The organism is Pseudomonas sp. S2_H10 (genome assembly GCF_054668285.1).
Window position 1 is genome coordinate 5,900,401 of the sequence record NZ_CP162754.1, and the last position, 18,529, is coordinate 5,918,929.

The window sequence follows — 18,529 nt, forward strand, 5'->3', positions numbered from 1 at the left end:
GAACTCCTTATCCCGCTACGGCCAGCCAGGGGCCGGCCAGGATGAAAACCAGGGTCAACAGGACTTGCGCCGCCACCAGCATTGCCTGGCGCCGCAACAGCTTGAGGGCACCGGCGATGCGTTGGCTCCAGGGGCGCCCTGCGCGTTCGGCGGGCTGTAGATTCAGCGCTGTCAGGGCTTGATCGAGGGCCTGGGTGCGCTCGCCGAGATCTGCAGCGCTCCGGGCAAGGCGCTGGAACAGATCGGCATCGAAAGCGACCCGCAGCGCCCAGTATTTCTGCCACAGGCCGAGCACCAAAAGCCCGCTGCTGCAGGTAACGCCCCAGGCCCCCGGGTTGGTCAGGACATACTGGCTGAGGCCGAGCAAGGCGCCCAACAGGGTGAGCCCGGTGGACAGCCGATCCAGCGAGTCGCCACGACGCAACAGACTGGCTGTCAGCTGCAGTTGCATATCAATGGACAATGTTGCTCTCCATGCGGGTCGCTACCTGCTGCAGGGCTTTTCGATGAAGGGGGCCCAGAACTATACCCGGGCGTGCGCACTGGATCAGTTGGATAGCGTCATCGACGCTCGCGGCTCGCCCGGTCTGCAGCAACCAGGCAGCCACCGCAGTGGCGCTGCGTGAGTAACCCAGGGCGCAGCAGACCAGCAACGGTCCTTGCTGACGCAGGCTTTCGATGGACTGCGCGGCTTCCTCGCATTGCGCGGCATTGAGTGCCGTCAGATCCAGGACAGGCAATGAGCGGTAGGTGACGGTGCCGGGATTGAGCGAGAGCTCGGCACACAGATCGAAGACTGCGTTGAAGGCACTGTCCTTGAGTTCCCGCCGAGTCGGTATGCGCCCGAGCCAGACGTTGTCGAGTACCCGATCGGGATCCGGGGCCTTGCGGGTCCACAGGCGCGAATTGAGCCAGGCGGTGGCCAGATAGGGGCCAAACAGCCAGCGGGCGGCGGCGGACAGGCGTCCGTTGGCGCGCTTCTGAAAGCCGCCGGCGTCCAGCACGGCGTAATTGAACGCCACCAGCAGCAGGGCCAGCGCCGGCCAGAGCAGCCACAGCCAGATTCCCCCCAAGGCAAAAGCCGGGACCGTGAAAGCCACCGCCCCCAGCAGGTAAAGCAGCGCCAGTTTCCAGCGTTTGCCCCGGGGTGCCAGACGCACGGTTTGCAGGACGGAGGAACCCTCCAGCGGCCATAACCAGACACACAGCCAGCCGAGCATTGCGCCGGTGGGCAGATCGATGAAGTGGTGCTGGTAAGTGGTCAGTACGGAGATCCCGATCAGGGCGAACCAGCCATGCATCACCGTGCGCCAGATGCCCTGCAAGTGCCGTTGATAGCAGCTCCAGAGGATTACCAGCAAGGCGATGTGCAGCGATGGCGCCTGATTGAACGGCTTGTCAAAGCCGGCGAGGACGTCGAACAGCCAACCAAACACGCCATCCAGTTCCGGCCGGGCGAAAGTGAAGCGCAGCGGCCAGATCAGAAAGCAACTGACGGCGATCACCTGCGCGGTCAGCAGGCGCAAGGCATGACGCTTCAGTTCTTCGCGGCTGCGCGGCAGCAGCAGGGACAAGCCGTACAGCAGGTCGATGGACCAGTACGGGACAATGGTCCAGGCCCAGAAAGGCATATGGCTTTCCCAGCCGAACACCAGGCTGCCGACATCGTCGCGCTGATCGGTGACCCAAGTGGCGAAACCATAAGTGCCGAAAAACAGCGGCGCCAGCAGCACTAGCCAGAGCACCGCCGGTTTGAGCAAGCCAGGCTCACGTGTCGCCGTTGCAGTGAGTTGCATCACGACACCCGTTGCGCGAGGGCGACGCTGAAAATGCCCCACTCATCCACGCGCAAGTCGATCCTGCGAAAACCGGCGGCCTCCACCAGTTGGTCCATTTCCGCCTGGGTGCGGCGGCGCATGACCCATGCCTGGCCTTCGCGGTGGCTGGTCAGGGCGCGGGCGATCAGTTCCAGCTGTGGGTGCCAGGGTTGACCGGTATAGACCAGATAGCCGCCGGGCTCGACGGCTTCGGCCAGCCCGGCGAGGGAGGCGCCGACCATTTGGTTGTCGGCGAACAACTCGTACAAACCGGATACCACCGCCAGGGTCGGCCTGGGGGCCAGTGCGGCCAGATCGGCGCGGTCGAAGGCGTCGCCCTTGACGAATCGAGCGATCCCTTCCAGTCCTTTTTCGCGGATCAGCGCGCTGCCGTCGCGCACATTGATGTCGCTGTAGTCGCGCAACAGAATTGATTCCGGCAGCGGGCTGACGCCCTGCAAGGCTTCGAGAATGTAGCGTCCGTGTCCGGCGGCGATGTCGACGATGCGCACCTCGCGTCCCTGGTTGCGCAACTGCTGCATGGCCAGGCGCAGCAGCACTTCGACATGCAGCTTGCGTTGGCGAATGCCGCGCCAGCCGATGGAGTCGAGGTAGTTGCGGTCGATCAGGCGGCCGAGACCGGATGTGCCGGTGGGGGTATTGCGGTAGACGTAGTCGAGGGTGCTGCCGGAGTCGAAGCCGGTGTCGAACCCCAGCTTGATCCCCGACGACAGCTGACTGCCCAGGCGCATGCTGGCGCGGGTCATGCGCCAGTACAGATCACGCAAGGAGTTGTGTGGCAGCGGCGCGGCCAGCGATTCGGACTCGGCGCAGGTCAGGCCCAGGCGATCGGCGGCCAGCAGGGAAGGGCGGGTGCCTGGTTGGACGAAGTTCTGCAGGATGAAGCGGCGTGCACTGGCGACGGCGAGGCCGCGATTCTTTTCGCCCAGGGTGTCGTGGAAGAAGCCCGGCAGCACATGTTTTTCCTTGTGCGGGCTGCCCAGGCGATCGAAGAACTGTTCCTGCGGATGGCGATGCACGACGAAATCGGCACCGGAAATCAGCAACTGAACAGGTATCTGAATGGCCTGGGCGTCGGCCACGACCCGCTCGGCGGCTTCGTAGAGACCGAGCAAGACATTCACGGAAATGGCCTTGGTGATCAGCGGGTCATTGTCGTAGCTGGCGACGCGTTGCGGGTCATGGCTGAGAAAGCGCGCCTTGACGTAGCTGTTGACGAAAAAATTGCCGCGCCACTTGCGCAGCAGTGCCAGCCCCTGACGGGCGAAGGGCACATACAGCTTGACCCTGAACGCCGGCGACGCCAGCACCAGCGAGCGTATGCGTGGCGCGTAATCGTGGGCCCAGGTGGCAACGATCACCGCGCCGACGCTCTGGGCGATCACCGCGAGATTTTCTTCGTCAATCTGGTAGGTCGTCTTCAGGTGTTCGCAGAAGGTCTGCACGTCGCGCACGTTGGTGGCAAACCCCGGGCTGTCGCCGCGAGCGCCGGGCGAGAGGCCATGGCCACGGGCATCCCAGGCGAAGAAGTCGTAGTCGGGCAAGTCCAGTTCATCCACCAGGTGGGCAATGCGCCCCGAGTGCTCATGGCCGCGATGAAACAACAGCACGGCCTTGCGCGCCTCGGCCGGGGCGGGGGTGCCAGGCCAGTATCGGTAAAACAGTTCCACGCCATCATGGGTGGTGAATGTCTGCGGGCGAGCTTCGCGCATTGCCGATTCCTTAGGCTGAAGAGCCGTCTTGTTGTACTTCCCTGAGGCCCTGGCGGACCCTGTTTAACAGTGTGCAGAGCAACAGCACCGCGATGATTGCGAACACTCCATTGATCCAGAAAGCGTTGATCCAGCCCACCGCGATGCCGGCGGCCACCACCCCCAGCACGAAAGCCCGGTCACTCTTGCCCATGGGCCCGTCATAGCGCCGCGAGGCACCGATCATCGGCCCCAGCACGCCGCTGTACTCGCTGAACAACGCCAGCAGGGTCACCAGCAGCACCAGCCACAGGCTGACGTCCGGCAACAGGGCAAAAGGCAGGATCAGGGCGCAGTCGGCGGCAATATCGCAAAGCTCATTGAGGTAGGCGCCCAGGCGCGACTGTTGGCCGAATTCCCGAGCCAGCATGCCGTCTATGGCGTTGAGCGCCATGCGCACGATCATCCACACCGGCACCAGTGCGAACACCCAGGGGTGCCGCACGAAGCCGGCGATCACCGCACCCACCAGCACCGAGCCAATGCCCGCCAGCAGCGTGATCTGGTTGGCCGTGGTGCCGTTGTCGAACAAACGTCGGACCAGAGGGCGCAGGAGGTTTTGGAAGGCGGGTTTGATCTGGTAGATGCTGGGCACGTGGAGGGGTCTCAGCCAGTGGGGGGACGGAAATTGAGTGTAGATGGCATCTTGCGAGACCGGGGGCAGGCGTTCCCGGCAGTTCGCTGAAGGAAGGACACCCGGTCCCGTGCTCGAGCATGGGCGAAGCCAAACATCATGATGCGCGTATCGGCGCCTGCTCCCGAGTGAAAACCGGGACATGGCAAAGTGCGGCGCACAGGGTTAACGCGGGGGAGATAAACGTAAATGGGACGTTTCCGGGATGTGTGTAGGAAATGGAGAATCAATCGCCTTCTGCTACGGTTTTTTGGCGAAAGTGTGTAGGAGACCGTATTTTTCCAGTCTGCACGCGTAATCGTTCGCGTCCATCGTCGGAGCGCCGCCCGGAGCAGGCTCGCTCCTACAGTTGGGGGTTATTTCAAAAGTTTTTGAAACTCTTCCACCGGCAACGGCTGGCTGTGCAAATACCCCTGGTAGAAGTGACACTCCAGCCCCTGCAAGAACTCCAGTTGCTCCGCTGTTTCCACCCCTTCGGCAATCACTTTCAAATCCAGGCTGCGGGCCATGGCGACGATGGCGCGGATGATCTCGGCGTCGTTCGGGTCGCTGGTGGCGTCGCGGATGAACGACTGGTCGATTTTCAGGGTGTCGACCGGCAGGCGCTTGAGGTAGGTCAGCGAGGAATAGCCGGTGCCGAAGTCGTCCATGGCGAAGCTCACGCCGAGTTTTTTCAGACGGCGCATTTTGTTGATGGTGTCCTCCAGGTTCTGGATGACGATGCCTTCGGTGATTTCCAGCTTCAGCAACGTGCAGGGCAGCCCGTAGGTGGCGAGGCTGTTTTCGATGCGCTCGACGAAGTCGTTCTGGCGGAACTGGCGCGGGCTGATGTTCACGCACAGGCTGAATTTGTACGGGTTCACCAGGCCGCGGTCGATCAATTGCTTGAAGGCCTGGCAGGCTTCGTCGAGGATCCAGGTGCCGACCTCGAGGATCAGTCCGCTGTCTTCCAGGACCTTGATGAATTCGGTGGGTGACTGCGCACCGAGGTCCGGGTGATTCCAGCGCACCAGGGCCTCGGCGCCGACGATGCGGTCGCCCCGGGCGTCGACCTGGGGTTGGTAATGCACGCGAAACTCGCCCCGGGAAAGGGCCAGGCGCAGATCGGTTTCCATGCGCAGGCGTTCGCTCGCGGCCTTCTGCATGGTGTTGTGGTACATCTGCGCGGTATTGCGCCCCGAGTCCTTGGCGCGATAGAGCGCAATGTCGGCGCGCTTGAGCAGGTCGGTCGGGGTCGAACCGTGATCGGGGATCAGCGCAATGCCGATGCTGGGTGTGACTTGCAGGCGCTGGCCGTCGAGGAACATCGGTTCGGACAGCAGCTCGCGGATGGTGTCGGCCACTTCGCGAACCTGATCGCTGACCTCGTTGCGCGAGCCTTCGAGGCCGCTGAGCAGCACCACGAATTCGTCACCGCCCAGGCGCGCAACGGTGTCCTCCATGCGCACGCTGGCCTCCAGGCGCGCGGTGATGATTTTCAGCACCGTATCGCCCACCGGGTGCCCGAGGGAGTCGTTGATGTGCTTGAAATGGTCGAGGTCGAGGAACATCAGCGCGCCGCGCAGGTTATGCCGTTTGAGCAGGGCAATTTGCTGGCTCAGGCGGTCCATCAGCAAGGCGCGGTTGGGCAGGTTGGTCAGCGGGTCGTGATAGGCCAGGTGGCGAATCTGCGCTTCGGCGTTTTTCAGCAGGCTCACGTCCCGCGCGGTCAGCAGCAGGCAGGCGGTTTCATTGAGGGTGATCGGCTCCACCGAGACTTCGACGGTGAGCAGCTCGCCGCGCTTGTTGCGCCCGAGCATTTCCTGGTGATGAACCCGACCCTTGATCTGCAATTCGGCGAGCAGCGCCGAGCGTTGTTTTTCTTCCGCCCAGATCCCGACCTGGTACACCGTGCGGCCCACCACTTCTTCGGCGCGGTAGCCGGTCAGGCGGCAGAATCCGTCGTTGACCTCCAGGTAGCGTCCGGTGTCGCGCTCGGTGATGGTGATGGCGTCGGGGCTGGAGTGGAAGGCCTTGGCGAATTTCTCCTCGCTGGCCTTGAGCGCCGCTTCCGAGCGCTGTTGCTGGGTGATGTCGCGCAGCGTGGTGACGATGCAGGGCTGGTCGCCGACGCTGATCTGGCGGCTGGAAATCACGCAGGTCAGGACCTGTCCGTCCTTGTGCTGGACCAGAATGGCGACGTTGTTCAGGCCTTGTTCGCGGATCACTTGCTCGATCCGTCGCAGGCTTTTCGCCGAGGCGTCCCACAGGCCGATTTCGTCGGCGCTGCGGCCGATCACATCGGCGGCGCTCCAGCCGAAGGTCTGGGTGAAGCTGGAGTTGATTTCAATGAACTGGCCGCTGTCCTGGTGGGTGACGCAGATCGGGTCGGGGCTGACCTGGAACAGCGTGGCGAATTTCTCTTCGGAGGCCACCAGCCGTTGTTCGCGCTCCACCTGGTCGGTGATGTCCAGCAAGGTGCCGGCCATGCGCACCGGCACGCCGCTTTCATCGCGGTAGAGGCGGGCGCGGCTTTCCAGGTAACGTGAACTGCCGTCGGCCAATTGCACGCGGTAGGTCAATTGATAGTTGCCGGCCGGGCCTTCACGCAGGCTGCGGTAGGCGTCGCGCATGGTGTCGCGTTCTTCATCGGGCACGCCCTCGAAGAATTCGTCGAAGGACTCGTGGAAAGGTTTGGCTTCCAGGCCGTGCAGTTGGGCGGCCCGTGCCGATCCGTAGAGCATGCCGCTGGGAATGTGCCAGTCCCAGGTGCCCAGTTGCGCCGAGTCCAGGGCCAGGTCGAGGCGTTCCTGGCTGTCCTTGAGGGCATGTTCGGCGACTTTGCGTTCGGTGGTGTCAAGGAAGGTGCTAAGCAGATAGGGCTGGCCTTCGAGCTCGACTTTTTGCGCGCTGAGGATGCCGTCATGGATCTGGCCGTTGCTGGCGCGAAACTGCACTTCCATGCTGACCACGTCGCCTTTGGCTTTGGTGGCCTTGACCAGGTCGGCCCGTTGCTCGGGGTGCACCCACAGACCCAGTTCCAGGGTGGTGCGGCCGATCGCGTTTTGCACCGGCCAGCCGAACAGGCTTTCGAAATACTGGTTGGCTTCGGTGATCAGCCCGTCTTCCTGGCGGGTCAGCAGGACCATGTTCGGACACAGGTGGAACAGGGTGGCGAAGCGTTTTTCCGAGCTGCTCAACGCCTGTTCACGCTGACGCTGGTGGGTGATTTCGCGGATCACGCCGATCATGCGTGGCCGCCCCTGCTTGTCCGGCAACAGGCTGCCGCTGATTTCCAGCCAGTGCAGGCTGCCGTCGGGCCAGCGTATGCGGTGGTGCATGGCCTGCTCCAGCGGCGCGCCGGCGATGACCGCGTGGAAGGCGCGGACGGTTTTGGCGCGATCCTCCGGCGGCAGCAGGTCGAGGTATTCCAGATCATGTGGCAACGGTTGCCGGGGATCGAAGCCGAACAGTGCCTGCGTACCCCGGGACCAGCTGATCTGCCCGCGTTCGATGTCCCAATACCAGGCGCCAAGGCGCGCGCCGTTGAGCGCGGCCAACAATTGCGAGGCACTTTCCCAGCCCTGTTCGGAGCTTTGCGGGTCAATGGCCTGGATACGCGGCATCGGCGGGATACGGTCAACAGATTTGGGCATTGGCAAGCCTTAGGCTGAATTTGGGCGTTTGTTGCAGGAATTCGCGGCTCTATAGGAGTAGCACAAGTTAGCCTTGAGTCCCTGGCGATTCGAGTTGAGCGTCCAGCAGGGCCATGAAGGCCCGGGCAGCGTTCGACAGCGTCCTTTCCGTGTGCAGGATATAGCCTAGCTGGCGAGTGAGCTGTATGCCCGGCAAAGGTATGCGCGCCACCTGTTCATCGAGCATGGTGCGCGGCAGAACGCTCCAGGCCAGGCCGATCGAGACCATCATCTTGATGGTTTCCAGGTAGTTGGTGCTCATGGCGATGTTCGGCGTCAGGCCCTGGGCTTCAAACAGCCGCTGCACGATGTGGTGGGTAAAGGTATTGCCGCCGGGGAACACCGCCGGGTGGCGGGCGATGTCCGCCAGGCTGACCTTGCCGTTGTGCAGCAGTGAATGCTCCGGGGCGACCACGAAATCCAGCGGGTCGTCCCACACCGGCGTGGCCTTGACCAGTGCATGGGGTTCCGGTGCGAGGGTGATGACCGCCAGTTCGGCGCGGCCATGGAGAATTTCCTCGTAGGCCACTTCCGAATCGAGAAACTGGATATCCAGCGCCACCTCGGGATAGCGGCGGGTGAACTCCTTAATAAGGGAGGCAAGCGGTGCAAACCGATGTGGTGACTGGTGGCCAGGGTCAGACGACCGGTCACCTCGCCGGTGAGGTTGGTCAGGGCGCGGCGCGTATCATCAAGGACATTCAGAATCTGGTAGGCCCGTGGCAGCAGGGCGCGGCCGGCTTCGGTCAGCCCGACCTCGCGTCCCAGCCGGTCGAACAATCGCACCTTCAATTGCTGCTCCAGGCCGGCGATGCGTTTGCTGATCGCCGGCTGCGTCAGATGCAGGCGTTCACCGGCGCCGGAGAAGCTGCCGGTCTCGGCGATGGCAATAAAGGCATTGAGGTTGGCCAGGTCCATGGTCGTATTCCAGTTGGTTATCCAAAGCATAAAAAATATGAATTTGAGTTATTTAATGTAACCCCATAGGATCAGCCTCACAAGCCAAAGGGTTATTGAAAATTTCAAAGCCCGGGGCATAGAAACAAGCTGATGAGGAACCGTCTGATGGCCGGCAAAACGCTCTACGACAAGCTCTGGGATTCGCACTTGGTCAAGCAGCGCGACGATGGCTCTGCGCTGATCTACATCGATCGTCACATCATCCACGAAGTGACCTCGCCGCAAGCCTTCGAAGGCCTGCGTCTGGCCGGGCGCAAGCCATGGCGCATCGATGCCAACATCGCGACCCCGGACCACAACGTACCGACCACGCCGGAGCGCAAGGGCGGCATCGACGCCATCGTCGACCAGGTCTCGCGCCTGCAAGTCCAGACCCTCGATGACAACTGCGATGAATACGGCATCGTCGAATTCAAGATGAACGACATCCGCCAGGGCATCGTCCACGTCATCGGCCCGGAGCAGGGCGCCACCTTGCCGGGCATGACCGTGGTCTGCGGCGACTCCCACACCTCGACCCACGGCGCATTCGGCGCATTGGCTCACGGTATCGGCACTTCCGAGGTCGAGCACGTGCTCGCCACCCAGTGCCTGGTCGCCAAGAAGATGAAAAACATGCTGGTGCGCGTCGAAGGCGAATTGCCGTTCGGCGTGACCGCCAAGGACATCGTCCTCGCCGTGATCGGCAAGATCGGCACCGCCGGCGGTAACGGCCACGCCATCGAATTCGCTGGCAGCGCGATTCGCGACCTGTCCGTCGAAGGCCGCATGACCATTTGCAACATGTCCATCGAAGCCGGCGCTCGTGTAGGCCTGGTGGCTGCGGACGAAAAAACCGTGGAGTACGTCAAGGGTCGTCCGTTCGCTCCGAAAGGCGCAGAGTGGGACCTGGCCGTCGAAGCCTGGAAAGACCTGGTGTCTGACGCCGACGCCAAATTTGACACCGTGGTCGAGCTCGACGCCGCGCAAATCAAGCCGCAAGTCAGCTGGGGCACTTCGCCGGAAATGGTCCTGGCCGTTGACCAGAACGTGCCGGATCCTGCCAAGGAAATGGACCTGGTCAAGCGCGATTCCATCGTCCGCGCCTTGAAATACATGGGTTTGACCGCCAATCAGGCGATCACCGACATCCAGCTCGACCGCGTGTTCATCGGTTCGTGCACCAACTCGCGGATCGAAGACCTGCGCGCTGCGGCCGTGATCGCCAAGGGCCGCAAAGTGGCCTCGACCATCAAGCAGGCCATCGTGGTGCCGGGCTCGGGCCTGGTGAAGGCGCAAGCCGAGTCGGAAGGCCTGGACAAGATTTTCCTCGAAGCCGGTTTCGAATGGCGCGAGCCGGGTTGCTCGATGTGCCTGGCGATGAACCCGGACCGTTTGGAAAGTGGCGAGCATTGCGCCTCGACCTCCAACCGTAACTTCGAAGGCCGTCAGGGTGCCGGTGGCCGTACTCACCTCGTCAGCCCGGCCATGGCCGCGGCCGCCGCCGTGAACGGTCGTTTCATCGACGTCCGTGAATTGATTCAGGGAGCGCAGTAAGCATGAGAGCATTTACCCAACATACTGGTCTTGTCGCGCCTTTGGATCGTGCCAACGTCGATACCGACCAGATCATCCCGAAGCAGTTCTTGAAGTCGATCAAGCGCACGGGTTTTGGCCCGAACCTGTTCGATGAATGGCGTTACCTGGATGTGGGGCAGCCGTACCAGGACAACTCCAAGCGTCCGCTGAACAAGGACTTCGTCCTCAACGCCGAACGTTACCAGGACGCCAGCGTTTTGCTGGCCCGGGAGAACTTCGGTTGCGGCTCCAGCCGTGAACACGCGCCGTGGGCACTGGAAGAGTACGGTTTCCGCAGCATCATCGCGCCAAGCTATGCCGACATCTTCTTCAACAACAGCTTCAAGAACGGCTTGCTGCCGATCATCCTGAGCGATGCCGAAGTCGATGAGCTGTTCCAGCAGGTCGAGGCCAATCCGGGTTATCAGTTGCAGGTCGATCTGCAGGCCCAGACCGTGATCCGTCCTGACGGCAAGGTGTTGAGCTTCGAAATCGATGCCTTCCGCAAACACTGCCTGCTCAACGGCCTGGACGATATCGGCCTGACCTTGCAGGACGGCGATGCGATTGCGACGTTTGAGGCCAAGCACCGTGCGAGCCAGCCTTGGTTGTTTCGCGACGCTTGATTTGATGTAGTCAGGGCCGGCCTCATCGCGGGCAAGCCCGCTCCCACAGGTTTTGTGTACACCGCAATTACTGTGGGAGCGGGCTTGCCCGCGATGAGGTCGGAACAGGCACCACAAGACTAAAAGGAAGTCCCCATGACCAGCACCGCCCAGCACAGCCAGGTAGTCCAGAAGCAATTCGGTGAACAGGCTTCGGCCTATCTGAGCAGCGCCGTACACGCTCAAGGCACCGAATTCGCGCTGCTACAGGCCGAGCTGGCAGGGCAGGGCGAGGCGCGGGTGCTGGACCTTGGCTGCGGCGCCGGTCACGTGAGTTTCCACGTCGCCTCGTTGGTGAAAGAAGTCGTGGCCTATGACCTGTCGCAGCAGATGCTCGACGTGGTGGCGACCGCCGCTGCCGATCGTGGATTGAGCAATGTATCCACGGTCAACGGGGCCGCCGAACGGCTGCCGTTCGCCGATGGCGAGTTCGATTTCGTCTTCAGCCGCTATTCGGCGCATCACTGGAGCGATCTCGGCCTGGCCTTGCGCGAAGTGCGTCGGGTGTTGAAGCCGGGCGGCGTCGCAGCGTTCATCGACGTGTTGTCACCGGGTAGCCCGCTGTTCGACACTTACCTGCAAAGCGTCGAAGTGCTGCGCGACACCAGCCATGTGCGCGATTATTCCGCCGGCGAGTGGTTGCGCCAGGTCAGCGAGGCGGGGCTGCACACCCGCAGTACCACCCGTCAGCGTTTGCGTCTGGAGTACAGCAGCTGGGTCGAGCGCATGCGCACACCCGAGGTGATGCGCGCGGCGATCCGCGCGTTGCAGCAGTCGATGGGCAATGAAGTACGCGAATATTTTGAGATTGAGGCCGATGGTTCGTTCAGTACCGATGTACTGGTGCTGATGGCTGAGCGATAGAATTTTTCCGGGTGCGTCCAAGGGCGCACCGACTGATGACATGAGGAAAGCATGAGCAAGCAGATTCTGATTCTCCCAGGTGACGGTATTGGCCCGGAAATCATGGCCGAAGCGGTTAAAGTACTTGAGCTGGCCAGCGACAAGTTCGCATTGGGTTTCGAGCTGAGCTTTGATGTGATCGGCGGCGCCGCCATCGACAAGCACGGCGTGCCGCTGGCCGATGAAACCCTGGAACGCGCCCGCGCATCCGACGCCGTGTTGCTGGGCGCTGTGGGTGGCCCGAAATGGGACGCCATCGAACGTGACATCCGCCCTGAGCGCGGCCTGCTGAAAATCCGTGCGCAACTGGGCCTGTTCGGCAACCTGCGTCCGGCGATCCTGTACCCGCAACTGGCCGAGGCTTCCAGCCTGAAAGCCGAAATCGTTGCCGGCCTGGACATCCTGATCGTTCGCGAACTGACCGGCGGCATCTACTTCGGCGCGCCACGCGGCACCCGTACCCTGGAAAACGGCGAGCGTCAGTCCTACGACACCCTGCCGTACAGCGAAAGCGAAATCCGCCGTATCGCCCGTGTCGGTTTCGACATGGCGATGGTGCGCGGCAAGAAGCTGTGCTCGGTGGACAAGGCCAACGTACTGGCGTCCAGCCAGCTGTGGCGCGAAATCGTCGAAGAAGTGGCCAAGGATTACCCTGAGGTCGAACTGAGCCACATGTACGTCGACAACGCCGCCATGCAACTGGTGCGCGCACCGAAGCAGTTCGACGTAATCGTCACCGACAACATGTTCGGCGACATCCTGTCCGACCAGGCCTCGATGCTCACCGGCTCCATCGGCATGCTGCCGTCGGCGTCCCTGGACACCAACAACAAGGGCATGTACGAGCCGTGCCACGGTTCGGCGCCGGACATCGCGGGCAAGGGCATTGCCAACCCGCTGGCGACCATTTTGTCGGTGTCGATGATGCTGCGTTACAGCTTCAATCAGCAGGCTGCCGCCGATGCCATCGAGAAAGCCGTGAGCCTGGTGCTGGATCAGGGCTTGCGCACGGGCGACATCTGGTCGGCCGGTTGCACTAAAGTCGGTACGCAGGAAATGGGTGACGCAGTAGTCGCCGCGCTGCGGAATCTGTAATCTCTCGGGCCCGCTGCCAAAATCAAGACAAGGCAGCGGTCCACATTTCAAGAAGGTGTAGTTGCGATGAAACGTGTAGGTCTGATCGGTTGGCGCGGTATGGTCGGTTCCGTGCTCATGCAGCGGATGCTGGAAGAGCAGGATTTCGATCTCATCGAGCCGGTGTTTTTCACCACTTCCAATGTCGGTGGCCAAGGCCCGTCCGTGGGCAAGGACATTGCTCCGCTCAAGGACGCTTACAGCATTGAAGAGCTGAAAACCCTTGACGTGATTCTGACCTGCCAGGGTGGCGACTACACCAGCGAAGTTTTCCCGAAACTGCGCGAAGCCGGTTGGCAGGGTTACTGGATCGACGCCGCTTCCAGCCTGCGCATGCAGGATGACGCGGTGATCGTTCTGGACCCGGTGAACCGCAAGGTCATCGACCAGCAGTTGGACGCGGGCACCAAGAACTACATCGGCGGCAACTGCACCGTCAGCCTGATGCTGATGGGCCTGGGCGGTCTGTTCGAAGCGGGTCTGGTGGAGTGGATGAGCGCCATGACCTATCAGGCGGCCTCCGGTGCCGGCGCGCAGAACATGCGTGAACTGATCAAGCAAATGGGCGCGACCCACGCCGCTGTCGCCGATCAACTGGCCGATCCGGCCAGCGCGATCCTCGACATCGACCGTCGTGTGGCCGAAGCCATGCGCAGCGACGCGTACCCGACTGAAAACTTCGGTGTACCGCTGGCCGGCAGCCTGATCCCGTGGATCGACAAGGAACTGCCGAACGGTCAGAGCCGCGAAGAGTGGAAAGCCCAGGCCGAGACCAACAAGATCCTCGGTCGTTTCAAGAGCCCGATCCCGGTCGATGGCATCTGCGTGCGTATCGGCGCCATGCGCTGCCACAGCCAGGCACTGACCATCAAGCTGAACAAAGACGTGCCGATCGCTGATATCGAAGGTTTGATCAGCCAGCACAACCCTTGGGTCAAGCTGGTGCCGAACAACCGTGAAACCAGCATCCAGGAACTGAGCCCGAACAAGGTCACCGGTACCCTGAACATCCCGGTTGGCCGTCTGCGCAAACTGAACATGGGTTCGCAGTTCGTCGGCGCGTTCACCGTCGGCGACCAACTGCTGTGGGGCGCGGCCGAACCGCTGCGCCGCATGTTGCGGATCCTGCTCGAGCGTTGATCGACTGAAGCAATGAAAGAACCCGCGCCTTGCAAGAGGTGCGGGTTTTTTTATCCCTGACAACCTTGAGTTTATGGGTTGCCCATACCGGCCTCTTCGCGGGCAAGCCCGCTCCCACAGTGTTCGGTGTCGATCACAAGGTTTGTGTACACCGCTGAAACCTGTGGGAGCGGGCTTGCCCGCGAAGGGGCCATCACAGGCACCACAAGCCCCGGCGGAATTGCTTGGATGCCACCCACCCGGTAAAGTGCCGCTCCCCCCGTTTCGCCAGAGGCAGAACCATGACCCAGACCATTGATATTGCCGTGATCGGCGCCACCGGTACTGTCGGCGAAACACTCGTGCAGATTCTCGAAGAGCGCAATTTCCCGATCGGCACCCTTCATCTGTTGGCCAGCAGCGAATCGGCCGGCAGTTCGGTGCCGTTTCGCGGCAAGAACCTGCGGGTGCGGGAAGTCGATGAGTTCGATTTCAGCAAGGTGCAGCTCGGGTTCTTCGCGGCCGGCCCGGCGGTTTCCCTGAGTTTTGCTTCCCGGGCGATCGAGGCCGGCTGCTCGGTGATCGACCTGTCCGGCGCCTTGCCGGCCGACAAGGCGCCGCAGGTCGTGCCCGAAGCCAATGCCCAGGTGCTGGCCGGCTTGAAAAAGCCCTTCCAGCTCAGCAGTCCAAGCCCGTCCGCCACCACGCTGGCGGTGGTGCTCGCGCCGCTGATGGGGTTGCTCGATTTGCAGCGCATCAGCCTGACCGCCAGCCTGGCAGTGTCGGCCCAGGGCCGTGAAGCCGTGAGTGAGCTCGCCCGGCAAACCGCCGAACTGCTGAATGTACGACCGCTGGAACCGAAGTTCTTTGACCGGCAGATGGCGTTCAACCTGCTGGCCCAGGTCGGCAAGCCGGATGAGCAGGGTCATACGCTGCTGGAGAAACGCCTGGTACGTGAGCTGCGCCAGGTCATGGCGTTGCCTTCACTGAAGATTTCCGTCACTTGCATTCAAGCCCCGGTGTTTTTTGGCGATAGCTATAGCGTGGCCCTGCAATGCGCGAGTGAAATCGATCTGGCGAAAGTCAATGCGGCCCTGGAGGACGCTCCGGGAATCGAGCTGGTCGAAGCGGGCGATTACCCGACGCCGGTGGGCGATGCGGTAGGGCAGGATGTGGTCTACGTGGGTCGGGTTCGCCAGGGTATCGACGACCTGTCGGAACTTAATTTGTGGCTGACGTCAGATAACGTACGCAAAGGCGCCGCGCTCAACGCTGTGCAGCTGGCTGAGTTGTTGATAAAAGACCTGCTGTAAAAGATACTTTGCAACAATTTGTCGAATGATTCCGGGCGGGCCTATGCTTGCCGGAATGCTGAAGGCGAGCCACTCTGCGGGGCTTTCCGGGGCATCAATCAAATGATCGCGCGCGACGACCTTTGCCGTTGCACGCAATGCCTTACGGCGGCGGCTATCAATATCTTCTCGCTGGCCGAGGAATGTTCAAACTAAGGATGAGCTAATGGTTCAAGTTCGCAAACTGGTGTTAGCAATAGCGGCCGCCTCGGCGCTGTCCTCCGGTATGGCGCATGCTCTCGGGCTCGGGGAGCTGACCCTGAAATCGACGCTCAACCAGCCGCTGGTAGCGGAAATCGAGCTGCTCGATGTCAAGGACCTCACCGCCGCCGAAGTGGTGCCGAGCCTGGCTTCGCCGGAAGATTTCGCCAAGGCCGGTGTCGACCGCCAGGCGTTTCTCAATGACTTGACCTTTACTCCGGTGCTGAACGCCAGCGGCAAAAGCATCCTGCGCGTGACTTCCAGCAAGCCGCTCTCCGAGCCCATGGTGAAATTCCTGGTTCAGGTCATGTGGCCGAACGGCCGCTTGCTGCGCGACTACAGTGTGCTGCTCGATCCATCGAAATTCTCGCCGCAAACCGCCGAGGCGGCCGCGCAACCGGCACCGACGCCAGCCGTCGCCGCGCCGGTTACCGGTGCGACCAAGCCTTCCCAATACACCACCACGCCGCGCGATACCCTGTGGGAGATCGCCGCGAAGGCGCGTAATGGCGGTTCGATCCAGCAAACCATGCTGGCCATCCAGGCGCTGAATCCGGACGCCTTCATCGACGGCAACATCAACCGCCTGAAAACCGGCCAGGTGCTGCGCATGCCGGACCAGGCACAGAGCACGAACCTGCCGCAGCCCAAGGCGATCAGCGAGGTGGCAGCGCAAAACAAGGCTTGGCGTCAGGGGCGTCGTTATGTGGCCAAGCCCGGGGCAGGGCAGCAACAGCTCGACGCCACCCATCGTGCTCGCACCGATGGCGCTCCGGCTCAACCGGCCAGCGACAAACTGAGCCTGGTTTCTGCCGAGTCCGGCAAGAACCGTGGCAAAGGGGCCGCAGGAGATGCCGCGGCCCTCAGCAACAAGCTGGCGGTGACCCAGGAAAGCCTCGACTCCAGTCGTCGTGATAACGCTGAACTGAAAAGCCGCATGGCCGATCTGCAGAGCCAGATGGACAAGCTGCAGCGCCTGATCGAGTTGAAGAACAATCAACTGGCCAAATTGCAGGCCGAGGGCGCAAATGGGGCGCCAGCTGTAGCGGCAGCAGCTCCGGCAATGTCGGCCGAGCTCACAGCAAGCCCTGCGCCTGCTCCGGCTGAAAGTGCGCCACCTGCGCCAGCGTCCGAGGCAGCTCCGGTTCCGGCCGAGAAACCTGTCGAGGCGACTCCGGCCGCCTCCGACGAGCAGAAATTCAATGAGCTGCTGAGCAATCCGGTGCTGTTGGGCCTGGTGGGTGGTGGCGCGGTGATTCTGCTGCTCCTGCTGCTGTTGCTGGCGCGCCGCCGCAAAGCCCAGCAAGAAGCCGAGAAGCATCTGCGCATGGCACGTGCCCTGGCCGAAGAACAGCCGTTCTCGGCGGATCTCGACCTGCCGGAAAGCAGTTTCGAAGGCCTGGAAGTCCCGGCGCCGAGCGTGAAGCTGGCGACAGTCTCGGCACCGGCAATGGCACCAGCCCCAGCCCCCGCGCCGGCCCCGGTCATTGCTCCGGTGGTGATGACCACGCCGATCGCCGCGCCATTGGTGGCGCCGGCTGCCGAGCGTTCTCACGACGTGTTGGGTCAGGCTCAGTCGCACATCAATGCCGGTCGTCTGAACCAGGCTGCCGCGTTGCTCGAAGACGGCGTCAAGCAAGAGCCTCAGCGCAGCGACTTGCGCTTGAAACTCATGGAAGTCTACGGCCAGCAAGGCGATCGCGATGCGTTCGTCGCTCAGGAGCGCAAGTTGGTGGCCAATGGCGACAACTTCGCCCAGGTCGAAAAACTCAAGAGCCGTTTCCCGGCCATGGCGCTGGTGGCTGCCGGTGGTATCGCCGCAGCCGCCGTTGCGGCCGAACTGGATGCGCAATACGTCAAGGATCTGTTGCTCGATGAGCCGCCGGCTCCCGCGCCGGAGCCGGCACCGCTCGATGACGACCTCGACAGCGCCTTCGACCTGAGCCTGGATGATCTGGACACGATCAAGCCCGTGGCGCCTGCACCTGAGCCTGAAGTGACGGCGCTGGCAGACCTGGACGAGTTCCCGCTGGATGACGATCTGAGTTTTGAGTCGGTCTTGCAGCAGCAGACTGAAATCAAGGAAAACCTCGACGATCTGTCGGACTTCGATCTCGATCTGGACCTCGGTGCAGAACCGTCGCCGGCGATGCTGGCTGAAGACGATTTCCTGCTGGATCTGGATGACGGCGTGAAGGATTTCCCGGTCGCCGAAACCCCGGCTGTTCCTGACGTGGCGCTGGATGACCTGGATCTGCCGGCCGATTTCGATCTGTCGCTGGCCGACGAAACGGGCACGCCGGATGCGTTCGCGGCGGAGCTGGATGATGTCAACGCCGAGCTGGAGAGCTTGTCCAACAGCATCGGCGAGCCGACCTTCACCGAGGCGGATGCCGCACTGGGCGACGATGATGACTTCGACTTCCTCTCGGGGACCGACGAAGCGGCAACCAAGCTCGATCTGGCCCAGGCCTATATCGACATGGGCGACAGCGACGGCGCCCGCGACATCCTCAATGAGGTCGTGAGCGAAGGCAATGCCGAGCAGAAGACCGAAGCGAGGGAGATGCTGTCGCGCCTGGCTTGAGTGATCGGTAGGTTGTAAACAGAACGGCAGCCCATTGAGGCTGCCGTTTTTGTCTGGCCGGTGATGCGTTGGTGTCTGCGAAATTGCTATCGCGGGCAAGCCCGCTCCCACAGTGATTTGTGTCGTTCACAAAACCTGTGGGAGCGGGCTTGGT

The 18,529-nt window shown here is 62.3% G+C and carries 12 protein-coding genes and 1 pseudogene; 7 read left to right on the forward strand and 6 right to left on the reverse strand.

Annotation, left to right across the window (positions count from 1 at the left end):
- Positions 1 to 7: 7 nt before the first annotated feature.
- The 6 genes and pseudogenes from AB4O16_RS26615 to AB4O16_RS26640 form a co-directional block, all read right to left on the reverse strand.
- Positions 8 to 463, reverse strand: coding sequence for a hypothetical protein (locus AB4O16_RS26615; RefSeq protein WP_460156214.1), 456 nt, complete (start codon positions 461 to 463; stop codon positions 8 to 10).
- Entirely contained in the window at positions 453 to 1,796 is a 1,344-nt protein-coding gene (locus AB4O16_RS26620; RefSeq protein ID WP_460156215.1) for a phosphatase PAP2/dual specificity phosphatase family protein, read from the reverse strand. The genes AB4O16_RS26615 and AB4O16_RS26620 overlap by 11 nt, the downstream gene beginning before the upstream one ends.
- On the reverse strand, positions 1,796 to 3,550 hold the full coding sequence (locus AB4O16_RS26625; RefSeq protein ID WP_460156216.1) for a bifunctional alpha/beta hydrolase/class I SAM-dependent methyltransferase: 1,755 nt from the start codon (positions 3,548 to 3,550) through the stop codon (positions 1,796 to 1,798). The genes AB4O16_RS26620 and AB4O16_RS26625 overlap by 1 nt, the downstream gene beginning before the upstream one ends.
- Positions 3,551 to 3,560: 10 nt before the next feature.
- Positions 3,561 to 4,184 carry a CDP-alcohol phosphatidyltransferase family protein gene (locus AB4O16_RS26630; protein WP_160389410.1) on the reverse strand — a complete coding sequence of 208 codons (624 nt, stop codon included), beginning with the start codon at positions 4,182 to 4,184 and terminating at the stop codon, positions 3,561 to 3,563.
- Positions 4,185 to 4,579: 395 nt separating this feature from the next.
- Positions 4,580 to 7,858, reverse strand: a complete 3,279-nt coding sequence (locus AB4O16_RS26635; protein WP_160389409.1) for a PAS domain S-box protein — start codon at positions 7,856 to 7,858, stop codon at positions 4,580 to 4,582.
- Between the two features lie 67 nt (positions 7,859 to 7,925).
- Positions 7,926 to 8,815 (reverse strand): annotated as a pseudogene (locus tag AB4O16_RS26640) (LysR family transcriptional regulator).
- A 147-nt stretch (positions 8,816 to 8,962) separates the two neighbouring features.
- Here AB4O16_RS26640 and leuC point away from each other — a divergent pair.
- The 7 genes from leuC to AB4O16_RS26675 all read left to right on the forward strand — a co-directional run bounded on the left by leuC (position 8,963) and on the right by AB4O16_RS26675 (position 18,375).
- On the forward strand, positions 8,963 to 10,393 hold the full coding sequence (leuC, locus tag AB4O16_RS26645) for a 3-isopropylmalate dehydratase large subunit (RefSeq protein ID WP_460156217.1): 1,431 nt from the start codon (positions 8,963 to 8,965) through the stop codon (positions 10,391 to 10,393).
- Positions 10,394 to 10,395: 2 nt separating this feature from the next.
- A complete protein-coding gene (leuD, locus tag AB4O16_RS26650) occupies positions 10,396 to 11,040 on the forward strand; it encodes a 3-isopropylmalate dehydratase small subunit (RefSeq protein WP_460156218.1) in 645 nt (214 codons plus the stop codon).
- 135 nt (positions 11,041 to 11,175) lie between these two features.
- The gene (locus AB4O16_RS26655; protein ID WP_460156219.1) at positions 11,176 to 11,943 is read left to right on the forward strand and encodes a class I SAM-dependent methyltransferase; all 768 of its coding nucleotides are present in this window, start codon (positions 11,176 to 11,178) and stop codon (positions 11,941 to 11,943) included.
- A 51-nt stretch (positions 11,944 to 11,994) separates the two neighbouring features.
- The gene (gene leuB, locus AB4O16_RS26660; protein WP_460156220.1) at positions 11,995 to 13,077 is read left to right on the forward strand and encodes a 3-isopropylmalate dehydrogenase; all 1,083 of its coding nucleotides are present in this window, start codon (positions 11,995 to 11,997) and stop codon (positions 13,075 to 13,077) included.
- Positions 13,078 to 13,143: 66 nt separating this feature from the next.
- Complete coding sequence (gene asd, locus AB4O16_RS26665; protein WP_057715575.1) at positions 13,144 to 14,256, forward strand: aspartate-semialdehyde dehydrogenase; 1,113 nt, start codon at positions 13,144 to 13,146, stop codon at positions 14,254 to 14,256.
- Between the two features lie 281 nt (positions 14,257 to 14,537).
- On the forward strand, positions 14,538 to 15,548 hold the full coding sequence (locus AB4O16_RS26670; RefSeq protein ID WP_460156221.1) for an aspartate-semialdehyde dehydrogenase: 1,011 nt from the start codon (positions 14,538 to 14,540) through the stop codon (positions 15,546 to 15,548).
- A 205-nt stretch (positions 15,549 to 15,753) separates the two neighbouring features.
- Positions 15,754 to 18,375 carry a FimV/HubP family polar landmark protein gene (locus tag AB4O16_RS26675; protein ID WP_460156222.1) on the forward strand — a complete coding sequence of 874 codons (2,622 nt, stop codon included), beginning with the start codon at positions 15,754 to 15,756 and terminating at the stop codon, positions 18,373 to 18,375.
- The last annotated feature ends 154 nt before the right edge of the window (positions 18,376 to 18,529 follow it).